Genomic DNA, 20,490 nt, shown 5'->3' with positions numbered 1-20,490 from the left:
ACCCCAACGTCAGCTCGCCTGCAAGGAGTGCCCCCGTCTGCGCCATTCCTCCGCGAGCAGTTCGTACGAACGGACCCGGTCGGCATGGTCGTGGGTGATCGTCGTGATGAGCAACTCGTCCGCGCCTGTCGCCTCCTGCAGCTGTTCCAGCTGGTCGGCCACCCGGCCCGGTGAGCCGACGAACTGGGTGTCGAGGCGGTCCTGGACGAGGGCCCGGTCCTCGTCGGTCCACGTGTGGGCGTGCGCTTCCTGCGGCGTCGGGAACTCGATGGCGCCCTCGGCGGTGCGGATGCTGCGCACCCACAGGCCGTAGCCGGTGGCGAGCGTGCGGGCGGTGGCGTCGTTCTCGGCAACGACGACGTCCGCCGAGACGCTGACGTACGGCTTGTCGAGGAACTCGGAAGGCTGGAAGAAGGACCGGTAACCTTCCACCGCCTCAAGGACCGTGGCCGGGCTGACGTGGTAGTTCGCCGCGAACCGCAGACCGTTACGGCCCGCGGCAGCGGCGCTCTGACCACCGCTGCTGCCCAGGATCCACACCTCCACGTCGGCGCCCTCCCCCGGCACGACGTGCGCCTCGACGCCCTCCGGGGAGCGGTAGGTGCCGGCGAGCAGGGCGAGGATGTCGTCGATCTGATCGGCGTAGTCCTGTGACTCGGCGCCCGGCAGCAGGAGCAGTCTGCGCTGCAGCGCGATGCGGGGTGAGCCGAGCAGGTGCTCGAAGGAGAAGCGGGGCGGGATCAGCAGGCCGTTCGGGGTGCGGCCGTCGACGACCGGGGTCGCCGTCGGCAACGGTGCGGCCGGCTCTCCCGGCGGACGGCCGCCCGAGCGTCCCAGGCCCAGATCGAACCGGCCCGGGTGCAGTGCGTCGAGCAGTCCGAACTCCTCCACGGTGGACAGCGCGGTGCGGTGCCCGAGCTGCACGGCCCCGGAGCCGAGCCGGATGGTGGAGGTGGCGGAGGCGGTCAGCGCCAGGACGACGGCGGGTGACGTGCCGGCCACGCCCGGGTTGAGGTGGTGCTCGGCGAACCAGTAGCGGGCGTATCCGAGGCGCTCGGCCCGCTGTGCGAGGTCGATCGAGTTGCGCAGGGCGTCGGCTGCCGTCGAGCCCGACGGGATCGGGACCAGGTCGAGGATGCCGAGGGGGATGTCAGACATGGGCGGACTCCTGGGTGAGCGGTGGTGCCGGAAGCACGGGTCCCCATGCGAACGGCGGGTCCGGGATCTCGCGGCGGAGCACGGGGGCGACGTCGGACTGGAACAGCTCCAGGGAGGCACGGTGCTGGGTCTCCGTCAGCCCGCTCGCGTCGGCGTGCAGGTGGAGCACGGTGTGCCCGAGCTGTTCGTGGTAGCGGTGCACCTTGTCGATGACCTGTTGCGGGCTGCCGATCAGGGCGGAGCTGCGTTCGGCGAAGTCCTCCAGGGTCTCGAAGACGACCGGCAGGCCGGCCTTCTCGAAGAACGCGAGGTTGGCCTCGAAGACCGGCCGGTACGCGGCCAGTGCCTCCTGCGAGGTGGGCGCGACGCAGATGCCCGCGGTGCCGGCGCCGACGGCGATCCATGCCGGGTCGTGACCGTAGTGGTCCCACCGCTGCCGGTAGGAGCGGACCAACTCGGCGTACGGCTCAATGGGGTGGGTGACGTTCGCCGAGAACAGCGGATCGCCGTAGCGGGCGGCCAGGTCGACCGACTCCTTGCTGGTGGCACTGCCGTGCCAGACCCGGATCGGCCGCTGGTACGGCCGTGGCCACACCTCGGCTTCGGTCAGCGGGGGACGGAAGCGGGTGGCGGCGGTGACCTTGTCCTGACGCCACAGCTTGCGGAAGACCTCGTAGCTCTCGGCGTTGCGGTCCCACTGGTCCTCGGGCGTGACCTGGAACAGGTCACGCTGGGCGGCGCCGTTGCCCTTGCCGATGATCAGGTCGAGGCGCCCGTCGGACAGGTGATCCAGCGTGGCGTAGTCCTCGTATGCCCGGACCGGGTCCAGCAGGCTGAGCGTCGTGACGGCCGTGAACAGGCGGATCCGCTTCGTCAGGGCGGCCACATGGCTGAGTACGACGGTCGGGGACGAGGAGATGAACGGCCGCTCGTGCCGCTCCCCCACACCGAAGCCGTCAAAGCCCAGCTCCTCGGCCAGCAGGGCGCTGTCGAGGACCTCGCGGAAGCGGTCGTGGGTCGGCTTCTGTATCCCGGTGACGGGGTCCGGGCGGTGCACGATGAGTGTGATGGCCAGGAATTTCACGACGCCACCCGCTGGTCGCCCCGCAGGTCGTCCATGGGGGTCCCCCCGCTCGAGCGAAGCCGAGAGTGGGGGTGGGCGAGGCCGAGGTGGTCGCGCAGGGTCGGCCCCTCGTACTCGGTGCGGAACACGCCCCGTTCCTGGAGCAGGGGTACGACCTTGTCGGCGAACGCGTCGAGGCCCGCGGGGGTGATGTGCGGGACGAGGATGAAGCCGTCGGAGGCGTCGGCCTGCACGAAGTCGTTGATGGTGTGCGCGACGGTGGCCGGGGCGCCGACGAAGGTCTGCCGGTTGCCGGTGTCGATGACCAGGTCGCGGATGGACCACTTGTTGGCCTCGGCGAGCTGACGCCACTCGCGGGCGACGGCGATCGGGTCCCGGTACATCCGCACCTGGGCCCGGCCCCGCGATATGTGCTCCTCGCTCACCACGGGGTCGACGTCGGGCAGCGGCCCCTCCGGGTCGTACGCCGACAGGTCCCGGTTCCAGACGAACTCCAGGTGTTTGATGGCGGTGGCGCCGCTGACCTGCTGCCGGCGCACCTCGCGGGCGAGTTCGGCGGCCTCCTGGTCGGTGTCGCCGAGGACGAAGGTCGCGGCGGGCAGGATCAGCAGCTGGTCGGGGCGACGGCCGTACCTGGCGAGCCGCGACTTGACGTCCGTGTAGAACGCCTGGCCCTCCTTCAAGGTCGCGTACCGGCTGAAGATGGCGTCGGCGCTCGACGCGGCGAACTCACGGCCCTCCTCGGAATCGCCCGCCTGGAAGATCACCGGACGGCCCTGCGGGGAACGCGGGACGTTGAACCGGCCGTGGATGTCGAAGTGCTGCCCCTGGTGCACGAAGGCGCCGGCCCGGGCGTCCTTCAGGAAGGTCCCGGTGGCCTGGTCGGCGACGATCTCGTCGCCGCGCCAGGAGTCGAAGAGTTCGTTGGCGGTGGCGAGGAACTCCTTGGCGCGGGAGTAGCGCTCCTCCTGCGGCAGGAAGCCGCCGCGGCGGAAGTTCTCGCCGGTGAAGGCGTCCCAGGAGGTGACCACGTTCCACGCGGACCGGCCGCCGGAGAGGTGGTCGAGGCTGGCGAACTGGCGGGCCACCTCGTACGGCTCGTTGAACGTGGAGTTGATGGTGCCGGTCAGGCCCAGCCGGTCGGTGACGGCGGCCAGCGCGGTGAGGACGGTGAAGGTGTCGGGCCGGCCGACGACGTCCAGGTCGTATATTTGCCCGCCCTGTTCACGCAGCCTGAGCCCCTCGGCGAGGAACAGGAAGTCGAACTTGGCGCGTTCGGCGGTCCGCGCGAAGTGCACGAAGGAGCTGAACTCGATGTGGCTGCCGGCGGCCGGGTCGCTCCACACGGTGGTGTTGTTGACTCCCGGGAAGTGCGCGGCCAGGTGGATCTGCTTCAGCGGCTTGCTCATGGGGTGCGGTCGTCCTCTCCGGCTGCTCAGGCGATGGCTGCTGCGTAGCGGTTGGCGGGGCGGGCGAGGCCCAGCAGGCCGCGCAGGGTGGAGGCCTCGTAGGCGTCCCGGAAGCGTCCCCGGCGCTGGAGTGCGGGGACCAGCCCGCGGGTGATGGCCGGCAGGTCGTGTCCGGCGACGGCGGGGCGCAAGCGGAAGCCGGTCAGCCCGGCGCTGTGGAGTTCCAGGAGCAGATCGGCGAGTTGGGCGGGGGTACCGGCGAAGATGCGGGCGTCGCTGGTGTACGGCTCCCCCGCGAGGGTGTCGAGGCGTGCGCGCCGGTCCTCCGCGGCGGCCTGCTCGGCGTCCAGGAAGACCACCAGGTCACCGAAGACGTGCAGGAGTTCACCGGCCCGCCCGGCCGCCTCCTGCTCGGCGCGGATCTCGGTGACGATCGCGCGGGCCTGCTCGGCGTCGTGCGGGGTGACGTAGCCGACGTCGGCCTGGCGGGCCACCAGCCGGTACGGGACGGTCTGGTGGGCGAGAGCGGTGACCAGCGGCTGGCCCTGGGGCGGGCGTGGAGTGATGGAGGGTCCCTTGACACTGAAGAAACGGCCCTCGAAGTCGATGTAGTGCAGCTTGTCCCGGTCGATGAAGCGGCCGGTGGCCACGTCCCGGATCTCGGCGTCGTCCTCCCAGCTGTCCCAGAGACGGCGCACGACCTCGACGTAGTCGGCGGCCTCGTCGAACAGGTCGGTCAGCCGCTGCTGTCCGGCCGGGGTCCGCAACTCCTCCACGCTCAGCGGCGGGAAGGTGCGGCGGCCGAAGTGGTCGGCCTCGTGCGGGCGAGCGGTGATCTGCACCCGCAGGCCGGCCCGGCCGGTGCTGACGTAGTCGAGGGTGGCGATCGCCTTGGAGATGTGGAAGGGCTCCGTGTGAGTGGCGATCACGGTCGGCACCAGACCGATGTGCCGGGTGAGGGGTGCGATGCGGGACGCGATCAGTACGGCGTCCAGACGGCCGCGGACCTGGTCGGTGCGGCCGTCCAACTCGCCGATGGGGGTCCCCCCGGTCGAGCGAAGTCGAGACTGGGGGAGCGAGGACTGCAGGCCGAGTCCGTCCTCGAAGGTGACGAAGTCGAGCAGGCCGCGCTCGGCCTCGGCGACCAGGTCGGCCCAGTATCCGGCGGTGAACAGGTCCCGGGGACGGGCGACCTGCTCGCGCCAGGAGGCGGGGTGCCAGCCGGTGCCGTCGAGGGCGACGGCAAGGTGCAGCGAAGGAGAAGGGGACACGGATGGATGCCTTCCTGGAGGTCCGTACAAGATCGCCGGCCCACGGGAATCGGGGCGCACGGCGCTGGGGAAACGGGGTCAGGAGCTACAGAGGGAGCCGGCCACGCGCTGCAGGTCGATGTGGGGCCGGGAGTGGAGGTGGACGGCGCGGCGTACACGTGTCACGTGTGGCACCTCCGTCCGAACGGTCCGGGCAATCACCTTCGACAAGCACAACGGCACAGCTATGCCGTTTCTTCCAGAGCGGCGGCGCCGGTGTGCCGTACGAGCGAGAAGACCGTACGTCGGCGCAGGGTGAACCCGATCGACTCGTACAGCCGGATCGCGTTCGCGTTGGTGGCCACGGCGTGCAGAAAGGGGTGTTCACCGCGCTCCTTGATGCCCGCGGCGACCGCGCGGACAAGGCGGGTGGCCAGGCCCCGGCCGCGGTGGTCCGGATCGGTGCACACGGCGCTGATCTCCGTCCAGCCGGGCGGGTGCAGCCGCTCGCCGGCCAGGGCGATCAGCCGGCCCTGGTGGCGGATGCCGAGGCAGGTGCCCATCTCGACGGTGCGGGGCAGATAGGGGCCCGGCCGGGTGCGGGCGACCAGGTCGAGGATTTCGGACACGTCGTCGGGGCCGAGCCGTACGGCCTCCCGGTCGGGCTCCGAACGCACGCCGGTGTCCACGAACTGGACGCCGTGTCCGGTGCCGACCACCTCCCAGCCCTCCGGTGCCTCGGTGACGCCCCGCACCGAGGCGGTGCCGCCGGGGCCGACGAGCGCGGCGAGGTCGGCCCAGGCGCGCGGGTCGTCCTCGTCGGAGACGGCGCAGAAGGGAGCCACGTCCCGGTGATAGCGGGCAGCGTTGCCGATTCGTTCGGCGATGGGGGTACCGCCCATGCCCTTCAGGCTATGGGGGAGGGCGTGGGGGCCGGTGAGCGCGGCCCAGGCGGGGTTGTCCAGGATGTGCGAGGAACTGGGGTCGCGGGTGGTGACGGACATGGTGTGGCGGTCTCCGGGGTGCGGCTCGGGCTGTGCGGCGCGAGGGGACTCCATCGCGGGGCGGCGGTGGAGTCCCCGGCCCGCACTGGTCAGGAGTTGTCGAGCGGCAGGCCCGGCGGGTTCACCTCGGACTTGGCGACGGCCTCGTTGGAGAGGTTGTACGCCTTGAGCCACTCGGCGTACTGACCGTTCTTGATCAGGTAGTTGATCGCGTCGGCCAGCGGCTTGGCGAGTCCGCTGTCCCTCTTCGCCGTTGCCGCGATCAGGCCCTGCAGGCTCGCGCCCGCACCGGAGTAGGTGCCCGCGGTGCGGGAGGCGTTGGGCGTGTTGGCCACCTGACGGTTGTGATACGCGAAGCCGGGGTTGGGACCGAAGGAGGCGTCGATCTTGCCGCTGTTCAGGGCGAGGTAGGTGCTGGGGCTGTCCTGGAAGTACTTGACGGTGAGCTTCTTGCCCTCCTTGGCCAGCTTGTCCTTCCACTCCAGGAGGATCTTCTCCTGGTTGGTGCCGGAGCCGACGGCGATCGTCTTGCCGGCGAGGTTCTCGTAGTTGCCGTCGAAGTTCCAGGTGCTCTTCTTCGGCACGATGAAGGCGAGGTTGTCCTGCCGGTAGGAGGCGAACTCGTACTTCTTCTTGCGCTCCTCGGTGTCGGTGACGTTGGAGAAGGCCACGTCGACCTTGCCGCTGTCGATGCCGACGAAGAGGTTCTCCCAGGTGGAGTTCTTGACCTCGGCCTTGAGCCCGAACACCGCGGCGACCAGGCGGCCGAGGTCGGGCTCCGAGCCGGTGAGGGTCTTCTGGTCGTTGCCGACGTACGCCAGCGGCGGGAACCCGGCGGGCAGGGCACCGATGCCGATCTCCAGCTTGCCGCTCTTCTTGACGGCGGCGGGCAGTTCGGCGCTGATGGACTTGACCTCGGAGACCTTGATGGTGGTCTGGGTGGCGGCGCCGTTGGAGACACGTCCGATGACGACCTCGCCGGACTTGGCGGCTTCGGTGGTGGTGGCCGCGTCGCTGTTGCCACCGCAGGCGGCGAGCCCGGTGGCCAGGGAGGCGACGGCGGTCGCCGCGGTGATGCCGCGCATCAGGCTGCGTCGGGAGAAGTGGGTGGGCATGGCCGTTCCTTGTCGCTGAAGGTGATGAGGGTGGCGTGGGGGGGAGGTCTGGGGGATGCGGCGGATCAGAGGACCTTGCTGAGGAAGTCCCGGGTCCGCTCGTGCCGCGGCTTGTCGAGGACCTCGGAGGGCGGGCCCTGCTCGATGACCTTGCCGCCGTCGATGAAGACGACCCGGTCGGCGATCTCGCGGGCGAAGCCGATCTCGTGGGTGACGATGACGAGGGTGGTGCCGCTGCTCGCCAGGTCCTTGATGACGGCGAGGACTTCACCGACCAGTTCGGGATCGAGGGCGGAGGTGGGCTCGTCGAAGAGGATGACGCCGGGGCGCAGCGCGAGGGCGCGGGCGATGGCGACGCGCTGCTGCTGGCCGCCGGAGAGCTGGCGCGGGTAGGCGCCGGTCTTGTCCGCGAGACCGACCCGGACGAGCAACTCGCGGGCCAGTTCCCGAGCTTCGGGCTTGGTGAGCTGCCCGGTCGCGACCGGGGCGGCGGCCACGTTGTCCCGCACGGTCAGATGCGGGAAGAGATTGAAGTTCTGGAAGACGAAGCCGATCCGGCCGCGCTGGGTGAGGATGGCCCGCTCGCTGAGCTCCTTGAGCCGGTCGCCCTGCCGCTTCACGCCGACCAGCTCGCCGTTGATACTGACGTACCCGATCTCGGGCTTCTCCAGGTGGTTGATGACGCGCAGCAGGGTGGACTTGCCGGAGCCGGAGGGGCCCAGGATGACGGTGACCTCGCCGGGGCGGACGGTCAGGTCGACGCCGTCCAGTACCCGGTGGGTGCCGTACCACTTGTGCACGTCGTGGACCTCGACGGTGGCGGCCTCGACGTCCGCCAGGGCTTCGAGCGTCTCGGCGGTCATACGGCGGCCTCCCGGCGTATACGGGCCCGCAGGTCGGAAAGACCGGTGCGGAGTTTCTGCAGCGGCGTCGGCGGCAGGCTGCGGGTGGCACCGCGGGCGTAGTACCGCTCGACGTAGAACTGGATGACGGACACGATGCTGGTCAGGATCAGGTACCAGACGGTGACGACCAGCAGCAGCGGCACGATGTCGCCGGGGTAGGTGGCGCCCATGGTCTGCGCGGAGCCGAACAGGTCGAGCAGGGAGACGTAGAAGACCAGCGAGGTGCCCTTGATCAGGCCGATGAGCTGGTTGACGTAGTTCGGGATGATCGTGCGCAGCGCCTGCGGGAAGACGATCCTCCGGAACTGGTAGCCCTTCGGCAGGCCGAGCGCGGCGGCCGCCTCGTGCTGGCCCTGGTCGACGGAGAGGATGCCGCCGCGTACCACCTCGGCCGCGTAGGCGGCCTCGTTGAGGCTGAGGCCGACGACGGCGACGGCCATGTCGGTGGCGAGTCTCGACTCGTCGAAGGAGAAGAAGGCCGGGCCGAAGGGGATGCCGACGCTCAACGTCTTGTACAGGGCGCTGAAGTTGTAGAGGAAGATCAGCACCACGATGAGCGGGATGGAGCGCAGCGCCCAGACGTAGGTCCAGCTGACCGCGCGCAGCACCGGGCTCTTCGAGAGCCGGCCCAGTGCGAGCACGATGCCGCCGACAAGGCCCAGCACCGCACTGTAGGCGGTGACTTCGAGGGTGATCAGCAGGCCGTCGAGGATGGTGGGGCGCAGGAACCAGTAGCTCCAGCGGTCCCACTGGTAGAAGGGGTTGGTGACCAGTCCGTGCGCGAACTGGGCGACCAGGACCAGCACGACCGCGGTGAGGATCCAGCGGCCTGGCCGCCGCAGCGGAAGAACCCGCTGGGCCGTGAGAGCTTTTGACGGTTCGTCGATGGTCGGCGCCTCGGCGAGCGTGACGGTGGCACCAGGGGGTTCACTCATGGTGGGCTCCGGCTGGGGTGGGCACACACCCCGGAAGCACGGCAGCATGCGGCGGGGCACACGACGGCTAGGTACCGGGGGCGGGGAGGGCAAGGGGGCACACCGCGAGCGCGGTGTGGGTCAGGACGTGCGGGGGCTGCGGGGAGGTGTCAGCCCCGACAGCGGGCGCGGCCCGGTGCGGTACACAGTGCGCTGCTCACGCGGAGCAGATCGACGGCACGATCAGCGACGAGCAGGTTCGCGTACGACGGTACGCAGCCCGGGGAGCGGCGGGCGGCCGTCCTGGGAGCTGCGTACATGGCGTCACCGTCACTGTTCCGGCCCTGGGGCCTCGCGCTTACCGAAACTTCATCGGCCGGGTCGTCACCTGGGGCACCCCACCGCGGCGGGAGGGTTGCCGGTCAGCAAGCCAGGGCTTGTCGCTGACGCTCATGACCGTTCTGGGCAGTAGTTAAGGCAACGGCCCGAACTTTTGTCAACGCCGGTCCACCAGGTGAACGGCCGGCGGTAAGGAGTCTGGGTATTGAACCTGTGCCGGCCCAGGCCGGTCAGTCCGGATACTCCGGTCCGACCGCGGTGCGGGCACCGAGCGCCTTTCCCCTGCCCCGGCCGAGTTCACGCCGGTACCCGCCGAGCAGACCGGATTCCTCGAGCTGTGTCACCTCACGGAAGCGCGAGCCCGGAGCGACGGCGGTCACCAGCGGGGCGACGAACAGCGCGTCGGTCGGGCAGTACGCCTCGCACTGGAAGCAGGTCTGGCAGCTGTCCTGTCGCGCGATCAACGGAACGCCGTCGGCCGCGATCGAAGACGCGCGTCGGGCACACCTCGATGCACCGGTCGCAGGCGATGCAGCGGTCCGGCTCGGCGATCCCGATCACGCGGCTCGCCCTCCGCTCGTGACCAGCGCCCGCGACGCCGGCTCCGGACCTCGTCGAGCCCACCGTTGAGCAGCCGACAGTGCCGGGCCGGATCCTGCGTCGGCCGGTCGGCCCGCTAGTGCATGCCGCGCGATTCGGTGCGCTGCAGTGCCGCGTGGTACGTCCAGCGGCCGTGGGCCGCCATCGCGGCCGCTTCCCTGGCCCGGAGGAGTTCCTCACCGCTCGCCCCCGGCCCTTCGCGGACCGCGGACCGCGTCCCGTGCAGCGACCGCAGAGCCGGCTCGAGACGGTCGGTGTGCCGCAGGGAGGTGCGGTCGTACGGCAGGACCTCGCGCTGGACGGCGGCGACGACCTCGCCGTGACCTACGTTCACGGCACCGGTCGGGCGGAGGCCGGCCGTCCCCACGGCCGCCCGCAGCCCACGGCCCGGACGGACCCGCCGGGTGGCGAACTCGGCGGCGCCCCGGCCGGCCCAGCTCCCCGAGGACGCCGCCCACGCGGCGTCGTGGCTGCCGCCTACGGTGAAGCCGCCGCAGATCAGCCCGCGGGTCGCGGTGTCGCCGGCCGCGCACAGGCCGGGGACGTCGGTCGAGAGATCGACTTCGATGTAGATCTGCGGGAGCTCCAGGGCCAGGAGCGACTCGATCTCTTCTGCCGTTTCCTGCGGGACATCGGTCGACGGCTGGGAAAGCCGGTACTGATGGATTTGGAGGGCGATTACGGTCCGGCTCGTCGTCTGCCGAGGCAGAGCAGGGCTTGGGTGTGGCGTTTGCGCCGCCAGCTGGTCGGAGACGCCGAGGTTGCCTTCGGGGATCCCCGGGGAACGCAGACAGCCGAAAGCGCCGAGCCGGTAGTCGACCGAGACGACGATCATGGCGTCTGACCGACTGGTCGGGCGATCCGATCGGCGGTTCGAACCTCCTGCAGGCCCACGGTGTGGAGGTACCCACGGGGACTCGAGCGAGGCCCCCGGCTGCGGGTCCGTCGACAGTGACGGGCCCGCGCTCAGCGACCTGGGGCGACCCGGTGGGCCCGACCGCGACAGTCATTCAGTCAGTGCGTCGCGGGGACAGGAAGCCAGGACTTCCTGCGGGCAGACATCCTGCCTGCCGGCGAGCAGCTGCGGGCCCTCGGCGCGGAGGATGGCCGCCCTCTGAGCATGGCCCGAGCCAGTGGTACCCGATGCGCCGGGACCACTGGCTTCTCAGCCCTACCATGTGCATGGTTGCAGCGTGGCGGTGCGGTCAGAGCCGACCCGCCACGAAGTCGGCCACCTGGGTGCCGAGTTGCTGGCCCGCGCGGTTGTCGAGGGAGGTGTGCTGGCCGGACCAGATCCGGCTGAGCCACGCTTCGGTGGCGGCGTCCTGGAAGCCGGTGAAGGTTCGGGTGACGCCCTTCGAGGTCACCGCGAAATGATGCCGCGCCCCGTAGAGTCCGGCGAGCGTCGTTGCCGCAGCCTGGCTGAGAGCGCCGTGAGCCCCCGGATAGGACGGATCCGGTGCGGTCGGCAGCAGAGGGGTCCAGCTGGGATCGCCGACGATGCCCGGGTTGTAGTGCGTACCGCCGAGCCTGATGGCCGTGACGGGCCGCCAGACGTGGTAGGCGTACTTGGCGTCGTACATCGCGATCGCGGTGTCGGCGAGGGACAGGTCGAGCCGGGCGAAGACCTTCACCGCCTTCTCCAGGTTCGCGTTCTGGGAGGTGACGAGGTTCTGCGTGATCTGGTTCCAGACGTTCCATACGGGTGCCGCCGCCCAGAACTTCGCGGCTGCCGTCTGATCGGGAGTGCGGGTGGTGCTGGTCTTGCTCCCCAGGCTCTTGACCTCGTTCAAGGCGGTGGCGTAAGCGGCGCTGCTCACGGCCGGCGGCGGTGCCGGGCGGAACTGCCGTCCGTCGGCCAGTACGAACGGCTTGACCGATCCCCAGTCGGTGAACACCGGTGTCGGGAAATCGGGAGGGGTGGGCCGGTAGTCCCCGGCCTTGTCGCCGGGGCGGAACCGCGGCGGCTCGGCTGAGGATCCGTCATTGGACCGCAGGGTGATCAGCCTGCGGGCGACCTCCGCCCCCACAGCAATGCCCGCCTGCTTGCCCGAGCCGTCGGAAATCGCGGACAACTGGCTGCTCAGCCGCTGGTTCAAGCCCGCGCGCCTGGCCGGGTAAAGGGCCACCAGCACATCGTGGGCTGCCTGGTCCGCTGCGGCGTCCGCACGAGCGCCTCTTGGCGCCGTCACCGAGAACACGTAGGCCGGGCCGGCCCGGGTGATCGATACCACCGCGTCGTACTCGGCAGCCTGCAGAAGCGCGAAGCTGCGCGTGGGTTGGACGGTGGACGGCTGCGCCTTCGGATTGCTGAGGATGGTGACGAGCTCGCGGTTCCACTCCACGACCGACATCCCTGCCCCCGTCGCGGCGGTGCGCAGGGCCGGCGAGTGAGCGGTGGTGGACCCGAAGGCCGGGCCGGCGAGTCCGGCTGCCAGCGCGGCTCCGGCAAGTATGGCGAGTGTCTTCTGCTTTCCACCCATGTTCTGTGGCTCCTTGTCGCTGGTGGCGGGTTGTGACAACTGGCGGTCATGCGCGTGGCTCATCTGTGTCGGCCACGCGAGCGTGATGGTGTCGGGGTGGTGCGGGCCGGCAGCCAGGCCGAGATGGCGGCGGTCGTGGAGGACGAGTAGCTCGGCGGGTTCCGCGGCAGCTGCGACGGGGCCGGGGTAGTCCAGGGCCCTCCGGTCCATGAGGGCCTTCCGGCGTAGCAGCCGGGCGCGTTCGGCTCCGGGGGCCAGCACTTGGTGCATCTCGCGGCGCAGATCTGGCGCATGTGTATATGCCTCGTGCGGGGGTGGGGCGTCGATGCCCTTGCCGCTGTTCGGGGTGACGTCCACGCTCACACCTCCGCCGGTACGCAGGGGCCGGCGCCGCAGCGTTGACACAGGACCGTGTCGTCGTGGGGGCCGCCGCGATCGAGTGCCGATGGGTGGGCCGCGGACCGCATGGGCACCCGGGCCGGGCCCGGGCAGCCGTCGATGGGACACGGCTTGTGGGTCGCGAAGGACCACTCGGCGGGGGTGTCGGGTGGCCCTTCGCCACGGCCGCCCCCGGTGGCCCGTCGCTGTGCTGCAGTGCCGGCCCCGGCAGGGGGGCGCAGCTCGTGCGGAGCGGCCGGCCCGGTCATGGCGAGCACCTCAGGCAGGCGCGGACTTCGCGGCCGCTGCGTGTCTGGCGAATCTCGGTCGACTGGGCAAGGAACTGGACGATGCCGGTGCCACGGCCGTGTTCGTCGGAGGCGATGCCGGGGCGGTGACGCTCCACGGCCGCGCCGGAGTCGGTGACCACGATGTGCAGAGTTTCGTGGTCGAGGGCGAGCAGCAGGCTCATGCGCTCATGGCCGTACTGGGCAGCGTTGGCGGCGAGTTCGTCGACGATGAGAACGGCGGAGTCCCGCTCACCCGCGGGCACACTCCAGGTCTCCAGCAAATCGGCTGCGAAGTGACGAGCGGCGGAGACGTGCGCCTCCTGCGCCGGCAGGGTGAGCAGTGCATGACGGCGGCAGGGCCGGCCGAGCAGTGAAGTCGGGCTGGGGGAATCGGTCACGAACATGGTTTTCTGGCTCTTCTGTCGATGTGCGGAGACCGGAACGGGTGACCGCAAGCAATTCGGGGGTGGTCGGTGAGCCGGATCCTGATCCTGCGTGGGCGCGCTCAATCAGTTCCACGGACGACACATGCCGGACGGTTCGAGCCGTTTGCCTTTTTCGTTCCGATTCTTGCGAGTCATGTCAATGTCGGTGCATGTCTGGGCTCAGCCGCCTCTGTCCTGAGCTGGCCGTTGCGCGGCCGGCACCCGCGGGGCCCGGCGCGGGATGGCCGACCGGCCCCTGCGGAGGACGCGTGACGGAGGCAGGCCAGAGCTCCACGACCGAGCTGCAGAACTGCCCCGGTACCGACACAGCCGCCCAAGACAGGTCGCGCAGGGGAAGCAGCCGCCGCAGCTGACCGGCCCCGCGACGTGTGACACCACCGCGGACACATCGATCGGACGGCTGCTTCAGCCCACCCCTCGGCCCTCGACCTGCTGGTCGCGTACCCGGCGGCCTTCACCTTGATCAACCTGGCCCGGGGTGATCCTTCCCGGCCGGCGGCGGCCGACTCGACCATCAGCCGCCCCCGCGCGCCGGCTGTCGCTCAGCCCCTCGGCCATACAGGTGCCGGTGGCGGCCTCCGAGGCCGCCACACTCATCGGCCGTGAGCCCTCGTCGGAGGGTCCCGCCGATCCCGGAGCCACGCGGTGCGGCGGGATCGAGGGGCTACGGTGATCACGAGCGTGCCCGTCCAGCCGGTGTCACGCGCAGAAACCTCTTCCATGGCCATCAGGTGGACGTCCTGCGCGCCCCTCCAGCTCGGTCCACCGGTCTTGAGGCGGCGCGGTTCTTGTCTGATGTCCCGGGTCCCTCGCCGTCCGGGGTCCCTCACCGCGGAGCGCCCGGCCTTTCGAAGGCGACGTCGCCTTGGCCTCTTGTGCCACCGATCCTCACGCCCTGCTGCTGCCGTCATGCCACAGGGCGACCGGCCGCCCAGTGGCATGACCGCCATGGTCTGGCCTCACGCTCGGATGGTGACCAGCTTCTGACCGTTGCCTGCGAGGATCTCGAAGTGCTCGATGGCTCCCGGAGCCATGGCGACCGCTCCTGGGATCGTGGTGCCGCGAGGGTACTCGCCTGCCCGCCAGGTAGCGCCGTCCGTCCTGGCCCCGCCGGGCCCGACCGCCTGCAGCCGACAGGTGATTCCGGCGGGTGCCCCTCCTGCGGAGATCTGCAGGACACTGCCCCAGGCAGAGGGCGAGACCTTCACCGAGGCGGAGACGCCGGTGGTGGGATCGCTCCCGGAGAAGGTACGCCAGACAGTCGGCGCGGTCGGCCCGGGCGGCCTCGCCTGACTGCCCACGGATCCGATGGCCGCCAGCCATGTGCCACCGGCCGCTGCCGCGATGAACGTCAGCGAGACTGCGGCGCCGGCCAGTTGCAGACGCCAAGACCTGCGGCGCCTGGCCGCAGCCTGCTGGAGCAGCCTCTCCAGCACACCCCCCTCTGGGGTCTTCGACACCGCGGGCGCGGCGGGCCGTTCGGGCAGCGGGGAGCCCTGCACGCTTTCGGCTGCCCGTGCCACCAGTCGGTCGGTCAGGCCCGTTTCGGCCGCCGGCACCGTCTGGCCCGAGGCTTCGGCTTCGGTCACCGTCGCCAGCAGCGCGGGCAGTCCCGCCAGCTGGGCGTGTTCGGCCTGGCATTCGGTGCATGCCGCGAGGTGGATGCGCACCTGTTCCCTTTCCGCCGAGGGCAGCGTGCCCAAGACGTAACCTCCCAGCGTCAGCCGGAGGGCGTCGTGCTCCGCACTCATGGTCGCCGCCTCCTGCCCGCCACGGTCATGGCTCGATCCCCCGTTCCTGCAGCGCCAGCCGCAGGGCGTGCAGGGCGTAGTACGTCCGCGACTTCACTGTGCCCAGCGGGATGCCCAGCACCTGTGCGGCCTCCGCCATGGTCCGGCCCCGGTAGTAGGTCTCCAGCAGGACGGCGCGGTGGTCCGGGGACAGTGACCGCACGGCTTCGGCAACCGCCCAGCTCTGCAGTGCCTGCTCGATCTCGTCCTTGCCCGGCTTCTGCTCGGCGGCTCGCTCCAGCACATCGCCGCCGGCCTCGGCCGGCCTGGACTGCCGGGCCCGGTGGGCGTCGATGACCAGGTGTCGGGCGACCGTATACAGCCATGCCCGGGCCGGGCCGCGTGCGGGGTCGAATGCGGCGGGGTGCTGCCACGCTCGCAGCAGTGTCTCCTGTACCACGTCCTCTGCCCATTGCCAGTCTCCTGAGGTCAGTCGCAGCACGTAGTGAAACAGGGCTCCTGCGTGCTCCGCGTACAGAGTGCGCAGCAGTTCCTCATCTGCGGTCGAGAGGGTCCCTCTATCAGAGACACGGTGCGCGGAGCGATCCGGATCGGTCCTTGGACCACGTTTTCGGGAACTCCAGGGCATAACACGATCATCAGGCATATGCGCCGCTTTGTCCTGTACGAACAGCTCGGTACCGGTCACGCGCTGTGACTGCTGCAGGCGGTACGCCCTTGCGGCGTTACGACCTCACCGTGATCAAGCATGCGCGGATCCGGGGCCGGCTGAACTGCAGCGATCCCATGAAGTCCCACAAAAGGTGCGTATCCATCGAACCGCAGGAGCCACGCCGTCCGTGGAGGCGGACAAGAACCGGCTTACGCGCAACTCCTCATCGCTTCCCTCACGGCAACGGATGGAACAGGGGTGACCGAAATGCACCACGCGACGCACGCGCTCTCGCCACCGGCCCCGCTCCCCTGCCCCCGCGCATCGAAGCCGGTGCCACTCCGCAGCCCCGACCGATGTCCAGCACACACCACGCCGATGGCGCTACGCACAGTGATCGGTGGCTGTGCGGTGACCGGGGCAGAGCTCCATCCGGGCCAGTGTGCCCATCACCCGTATGGGCGACGCCGACCTACCCCGAGTCGCTCGCGGCTGCCTGCTCGGGCGAACTGCCGCGTGCCGCCTTCATCTTCGTGGCGCGGCAGGGCGGATACGCAGCGCGGAGCACCTCGAGGCGGGCAGTCGGCACGGTGCGCCACCCAGGCTCGCTCGCTGGGTCCGTGAGGGACGCGTGCCCATGAACGCGGCATCCACCACATCCCTGCGGTCGCGTGCGCCCGAGCCGGCGCAGTCCCCGTCTCCGCCTGATCAGTGAGGAACGCACACATGTACGTGAACCTTCGCCCCCCACTCGGCGATCCCGTGCTGCGGCCGGGCTGGCCGTCGCCACCCTCGCCACTGCCGGTGCGCTGGGGCTCCTCAGCTCATGCGGCCCGTCGTCGCATTCCTCGTCCGTCGGGGCCGGCGCCATCACGCCCGGTCCGGGTCAGCACCAGGCGGCCGGAATGCCCGGGGCCACGGGGTCGGGGAAAACGGCGGGCTCCGCTCCCGGCGCCTCCCCGATGCCCAGCATGAGCATGCCCATGAGTACCTCGAGCACGGGCGCGGCGACCGCGTCGGTGACCGGGAATGCCGTCGCGATCAAGAACTTCGCATTCTCTCCGGCCACGCTGCGGGTCAAAGCGGGCACGACGGTGACGTGGACGAACCAGGACACCGACGCCCACACCGTCACCAGCGCCGCATCGGGTGGCCCCCTGCACTCGGCCGCCCTGGCCGTCCACGCCGCCTACAGCTACACGTTCACCACGCCCGGCACCTACGCCTACCTCTGCACCATCCATCCGTTCATGACCGCCACCGTGGAGGTGACCCGATGACCGACTACTACGACCGTCACGACGGAGAACCGGCCGACGACGCCGGCCGGCCTGAAACCGAACACGGTATGACTCGGCGTCAACTCATGCGTCACGCAGGGTGGTTCGGCGGCGCGGTGGTGCTGACCGTGGCCAGCGGAGAGGTGATCAGCCACATCGCGGACTCCCGGGACACCAACGCCGGGGCCGCCGCCGGGGCCGTCGCAGCGGGAAGCGGCGCGCTGCGGTTCGTGCAGGTCTCCGACAGCCATATCGGGTTCCAGGGCCCGGCGAACATGGACGTGGCCGGCTCATTCACCGAAGCGATCAACCAGGTCAACTCACTCGGATTCAGACCGGACTTCGTCATGCACAGCGGCGACCTGACCCACCTGTCCACGGCCGGGCAGTTCGACCAGGTCAAGCAGATGATGACCGGAATGAAGACAGACCGCGTCTTCACCGTACCGGGCGAACACGACTCCATCGGTGATGCTGGCCGCGCCTACCGGCGGACCTTCGGCATGGGCACGCTCGGCGACGGCTGGTACAGCTTCGACACCCACGGCGTGCACTTCATCGCCCTGGTCAACACCCTGAGCCTGGAGAAACTCGGACACCTCGGCACCGCGCAGATCGACTTCGTCCGCAAAGACCTGGCGGGCCTGTCCTCGGACACCCCCGTCGTGGTCTTCAGTCACATCCCGCTGTTCGCCATGTACCCGAAGTGGGGCTGGAGCACTGACGACGCTCTCAAAGTCATCGCACTCCTGCGCCGCTTCTCCTCCGTCACCTGTCTCAACGGACACGTCCACCAGCTGTTCACCAAGACAGAGGGCAACATCACCTTCCACTCCGCCACCACCACCGCCTACCCGCTGCCCAAGCCGGGCCGCGCCCCCGCCCCCACGCCCCAGGTCGTCCCCGCCCGGCAACTCAAGGACGCACTCGGGATCCGCAGCGTCGGCTACCGCCAAGGCGACCGCGAACTGGCCATCAAGGACCAGAGGCTGGCATGAACACCCAAAGATTCCTCGTCCCCACCCTGCGGGCGGCGACCGCCGCAACCCTCGCCGCGGGCGGATACATCCACGCCCAGCTCTACATCGACGGGTACCGCTTCATCCACATCATTGGCCCCCTGTTCCTGCTCCAGGCCAGCGCATCCTTCGCCTTCGCTGCCCTGCTGCTGATGGGGACACCACCCCTGCTGCTGAGGATCTCCGAGGCAGGCGTCGCGCTCGGCGCCCTCGTCGGCTTCACCGCTTCGCGCACCGTAGGCGTGTTCGGATTCACCGAGCGCGGTCTGCAACCGGCACCACAAGCCGTCCTCAGCCTCCTCGCCGAAACGGGCACGCTGCTGCTCCTCGCCATCTGGCAAGTCAGCGCGACCAGACAACGCCGCGCTGCCCGACAGCCCGTCAGTACACCCATCCGCAACCGATCCATCACCCGTACACCACCCAACTGAACCACCATCACGACGGGTCACGTCCGCTCGCTCCTGTGTCAAGCGGCTGCTGCGAGGTGGACCGGCTGCTCAGCGGCGAGGTTAGCGTCGTGGCGTAAGGCCTGGTAAGGCGTAAGGCCCGGTAAACGGCATCAGTTTTCTGGGAGTGGTGGCCACCGACCTGCCGACCCTCGGCCGCTCGGTACGCGAGGCCATCGGCGAACCGCACGGGGTGCGCGCCATCCGCACCCAGCTGGCCATCACCCCGTACGGTGAGGGCAGCGACTGGCGGACCCGGGCCATGGCATCGGCCGATTGAGTCGGCCTGTCCGAGCCACACTCGTCGGAGTGACACAGCCACTTCTACGCAGCGTAGTCAGCACCAAACCAGCACGGGAGTCAGCACCGCACCGTCAGATCGCCCTGAACTACGCGTCCCGGACGGTGCTGGTTTTGATCACTTGCGAGCCCCTGAACCGCTCTTCCGTGAGCCGGCATGGTGGCCGCACGCATAGCCAATACTCGAACTATGTTGTCCCACCACATGGGCCCCTGACCTGCATCTTCCTACCGTGTGCCGACACGTACCCGTCCCCACCGCACACGAGGAAGTGGCGCACATGGCCTCCGAAGCAGCAACCGCTCCCCCGCCCCCCGCCAGCCTCCCCCGCATCGTCGCCGCCAGCCTCATCGGCACCACCATCGAGTGGTACGACTTCTTCCTCTACGGCTCGGCCGCCGCACTGGTGTTCAACAAGCTGTTCTTTCCGGGTTCCGACCCGCTCGTCGGGACGCTGCTGTCGTTCCTGACGTACGCCGTCGGGTTCGCGGCCCGCCCCTTGGGGGCGCTGGTGTTCGGGCACTACGGTGACCGGCTCGGGCGCAAGAAGCTGCTGGTGCTGAGCCTGGTGATGATGGGCGGGGCGACCTTCGCCATCGGGCTGTTGCCCACGCACGCCACCGTCGGGTCCGCCGCGCCCGTGCTCCTCACCGTGCTGCGGCTGGTCCAGGGGTTCGCGCTCGGCGGCGAGTGGGGCGGTGCCGTCCTGCTGGTGTCGGAGCACGGGGACGCGCGGCGGCGCGGCTTCTGGGCCTCGTGGCCGCAGACCGGCGCGCCGGCCGGGCAGTTGCTCGCGACCGGTGTGCTCTCGCTGCTGACCGCCGTGCTCTCCGACGACGCCTTCGGGACATGGGGCTGGCGGATCCCGTTCCTGCTCTCCGGCGTGCTGGTGCTCGTGGGTCTGTGGATTCGGCTGTCCGTCGATGAATCGCCCGTGTTCAAGGAGGCGTTGGAGCGGGCCGAGGCCCGGCGCGCGGACGAGCCGGAGAAGCTGCCGCTCGTCTCCGTACTGCGGCATCACTGGCGGGACATACTGGTGGCGATGGGCGCACGCATGGCCGAGAACATCAGCTACTACGTCATCACCGCCTTCGTCCTCGTCTACGCCACCACCTCGGCCGGCGTCTCCAAGCAGACCGCGCTCAACGCCGTGCTCATCGCCTCCGCGGTGCACTTCGCCGTCATCCCGGCCTGGGGCGCACTGTCCGACCGGGTCGGCCGGCGGCCGGTGTATCTGTTCGGCGCGGCCGGTGTCGGGCTGTGGATGTTCCCGTTCTTCTCGCTGGCGGACACCGGTTCGTTCGGATACCTGGTCCTGGCCGTAACCGTCGGGCTCGTTCTGCACGGCGCCATGTACGCGCCGCAGGCCGCCTTCTTCGCCGAGATGTTCACCACCCGCGTGCGGTACTCGGGCGCGTCCATCGGCGCCCAGTTCGCCTCCGTCGCGGCGGGCGCACCGGCGCCGCTCCTCGCCACCGCACTGCTCGACGACTACGGCAGCTCCACCCCGATCGCCCTGTACGTGATCGCCGCCGCGGTGCTGACCCTGGTCGCCGTGGGTGTGGCGCGGGAGACGCGGCACCGGGATCTCGCCCGTGCCGAGGCCGAGGGCGGCGAGTCCACCGGTGCCAGTCCTGCCGCCGAGGCGCGGACCGTCTGACCG

Annotated in this window: 20 protein-coding genes, 1 pseudogene and 1 riboswitch; of the genes and pseudogenes, 5 read left to right on the top strand and 16 right to left on the bottom strand. The window is 70.0% G+C overall.

Going from position 1 to position 20,490, the window contains the following annotated elements:
• Positions 1-9: 9 nt before the first annotated feature.
• The 16 genes and pseudogenes from ACWC94_RS07295 to ACWC94_RS07220 form a co-directional block, all read right to left on the bottom strand.
• Positions 10-1,158, bottom strand: coding sequence for an LLM class flavin-dependent oxidoreductase (locus ACWC94_RS07295; RefSeq protein ID WP_450795405.1), 1,149 nt, complete (start codon positions 1,156-1,158; stop codon positions 10-12).
• A complete protein-coding gene (locus ACWC94_RS07290; protein WP_450795404.1) occupies positions 1,151-2,242 on the bottom strand; it encodes an LLM class flavin-dependent oxidoreductase in 1,092 nt (363 codons plus the stop codon). Before ACWC94_RS07290 ends, ACWC94_RS07295 begins: the two co-directional genes overlap by 8 nt.
• On the bottom strand, positions 2,239-3,651 hold the full coding sequence (locus ACWC94_RS07285) for an NtaA/DmoA family FMN-dependent monooxygenase (RefSeq protein ID WP_450795403.1): 1,413 nt from the start codon (positions 3,649-3,651) through the stop codon (positions 2,239-2,241). The genes ACWC94_RS07290 and ACWC94_RS07285 overlap by 4 nt, the downstream gene beginning before the upstream one ends.
• A gap of 26 nt (positions 3,652-3,677) precedes the next feature.
• Positions 3,678-4,922: an LLM class flavin-dependent oxidoreductase gene (locus tag ACWC94_RS07280; protein ID WP_450795402.1), complete on the bottom strand. Its 1,245-nt coding sequence runs from the start codon at positions 4,920-4,922 to the stop codon at positions 3,678-3,680.
• 78 nt (positions 4,923-5,000) lie between these two features.
• The gene (locus tag ACWC94_RS07275) at positions 5,001-5,087 is read right to left on the bottom strand and encodes a putative leader peptide (RefSeq protein WP_450795653.1); all 87 of its coding nucleotides are present in this window, start codon (positions 5,085-5,087) and stop codon (positions 5,001-5,003) included.
• A 59-nt stretch (positions 5,088-5,146) separates the two neighbouring features.
• A complete protein-coding gene (locus ACWC94_RS07270) occupies positions 5,147-5,905 on the bottom strand; it encodes a GNAT family N-acetyltransferase (RefSeq protein ID WP_450795401.1) in 759 nt (252 codons plus the stop codon).
• A gap of 89 nt (positions 5,906-5,994) precedes the next feature.
• Entirely contained in the window at positions 5,995-7,020 is a 1,026-nt protein-coding gene (locus ACWC94_RS07265; RefSeq protein WP_450795400.1) for a transporter substrate-binding domain-containing protein, read from the bottom strand.
• A gap of 65 nt (positions 7,021-7,085) precedes the next feature.
• Positions 7,086-7,883, bottom strand: coding sequence for an amino acid ABC transporter ATP-binding protein (locus tag ACWC94_RS07260; RefSeq protein WP_450795399.1), 798 nt, complete (start codon positions 7,881-7,883; stop codon positions 7,086-7,088).
• Positions 7,880-8,860: an amino acid ABC transporter permease gene (locus ACWC94_RS07255; RefSeq protein ID WP_450795398.1), complete on the bottom strand. Its 981-nt coding sequence runs from the start codon at positions 8,858-8,860 to the stop codon at positions 7,880-7,882. Before ACWC94_RS07255 ends, ACWC94_RS07260 begins: the two co-directional genes overlap by 4 nt.
• 328 nt (positions 8,861-9,188) lie before the next feature.
• A riboswitch (SAM riboswitch) is annotated at positions 9,189-9,297 on the bottom strand.
• Between the two features lie 111 nt (positions 9,298-9,408).
• Positions 9,409-9,642, bottom strand: coding sequence for a hypothetical protein (locus tag ACWC94_RS07250; RefSeq protein ID WP_450795668.1), 234 nt, complete (start codon positions 9,640-9,642; stop codon positions 9,409-9,411).
• A 49-nt stretch (positions 9,643-9,691) separates the two neighbouring features.
• Positions 9,692-9,739, bottom strand: a pseudogene (locus ACWC94_RS07245) (hypothetical protein); the annotation flags it as partial.
• Positions 9,740-9,854: 115 nt separating this feature from the next.
• Positions 9,855-10,613 (bottom strand): hypothetical protein, encoded by a 759-nt coding sequence (locus ACWC94_RS07240; protein WP_450795667.1) that lies wholly within the window; start codon positions 10,611-10,613, stop codon positions 9,855-9,857.
• Between the two features lie 370 nt (positions 10,614-10,983).
• Positions 10,984-12,471, bottom strand: a complete 1,488-nt coding sequence (locus ACWC94_RS07235; protein WP_450795396.1) for a vanadium-dependent haloperoxidase — start codon at positions 12,469-12,471, stop codon at positions 10,984-10,986.
• Positions 12,472-12,904: 433 nt separating this feature from the next.
• A complete protein-coding gene (locus ACWC94_RS07230; RefSeq protein ID WP_450795395.1) occupies positions 12,905-13,333 on the bottom strand; it encodes an ATP-binding protein in 429 nt (142 codons plus the stop codon).
• 1,001 nt (positions 13,334-14,334) lie between these two features.
• Positions 14,335-15,126, bottom strand: coding sequence for an anti-sigma factor family protein (locus tag ACWC94_RS07225; RefSeq protein ID WP_450795394.1), 792 nt, complete (start codon positions 15,124-15,126; stop codon positions 14,335-14,337).
• A 25-nt stretch (positions 15,127-15,151) separates the two neighbouring features.
• Positions 15,152-15,754, bottom strand: a complete 603-nt coding sequence (locus tag ACWC94_RS07220) for a sigma-70 family RNA polymerase sigma factor (RefSeq protein WP_450795393.1) — start codon at positions 15,752-15,754, stop codon at positions 15,152-15,154.
• A 1,007-nt stretch (positions 15,755-16,761) separates the two neighbouring features.
• Here ACWC94_RS07220 and ACWC94_RS07215 point away from each other — a divergent pair.
• The 5 genes from ACWC94_RS07215 (at position 16,762) to ACWC94_RS07195 (ending at position 20,487) form a co-directional block, all read left to right on the top strand.
• Entirely contained in the window at positions 16,762-17,058 is a 297-nt protein-coding gene (locus ACWC94_RS07215) for a plastocyanin/azurin family copper-binding protein (RefSeq protein WP_450795392.1), read from the top strand.
• A gap of 86 nt (positions 17,059-17,144) precedes the next feature.
• A complete protein-coding gene (locus ACWC94_RS07210) occupies positions 17,145-18,056 on the top strand; it encodes a metallophosphoesterase family protein (RefSeq protein WP_450795391.1) in 912 nt (303 codons plus the stop codon).
• Positions 18,053-18,508, top strand: coding sequence for a hypothetical protein (locus ACWC94_RS07205; RefSeq protein WP_450795390.1), 456 nt, complete (start codon positions 18,053-18,055; stop codon positions 18,506-18,508). The genes ACWC94_RS07210 and ACWC94_RS07205 overlap by 4 nt, the downstream gene beginning before the upstream one ends.
• Before the next feature lie 148 nt (positions 18,509-18,656).
• Positions 18,657-18,806, top strand: coding sequence for a hypothetical protein (locus ACWC94_RS07200; protein WP_450795389.1), 150 nt, complete (start codon positions 18,657-18,659; stop codon positions 18,804-18,806).
• A 301-nt stretch (positions 18,807-19,107) separates the two neighbouring features.
• Positions 19,108-20,487, top strand: a complete 1,380-nt coding sequence (locus tag ACWC94_RS07195; RefSeq protein ID WP_450795388.1) for an MFS transporter — start codon at positions 19,108-19,110, stop codon at positions 20,485-20,487.
• The last annotated feature ends 3 nt before the right edge of the window (positions 20,488-20,490 follow it).

This window comes from Streptomyces sp. NPDC001135 (assembly GCF_053598395.1).
The sequence above is the reverse complement of the archived record's forward strand: the minus strand, read 5'-3'. Positions and strand labels throughout refer to the sequence as shown.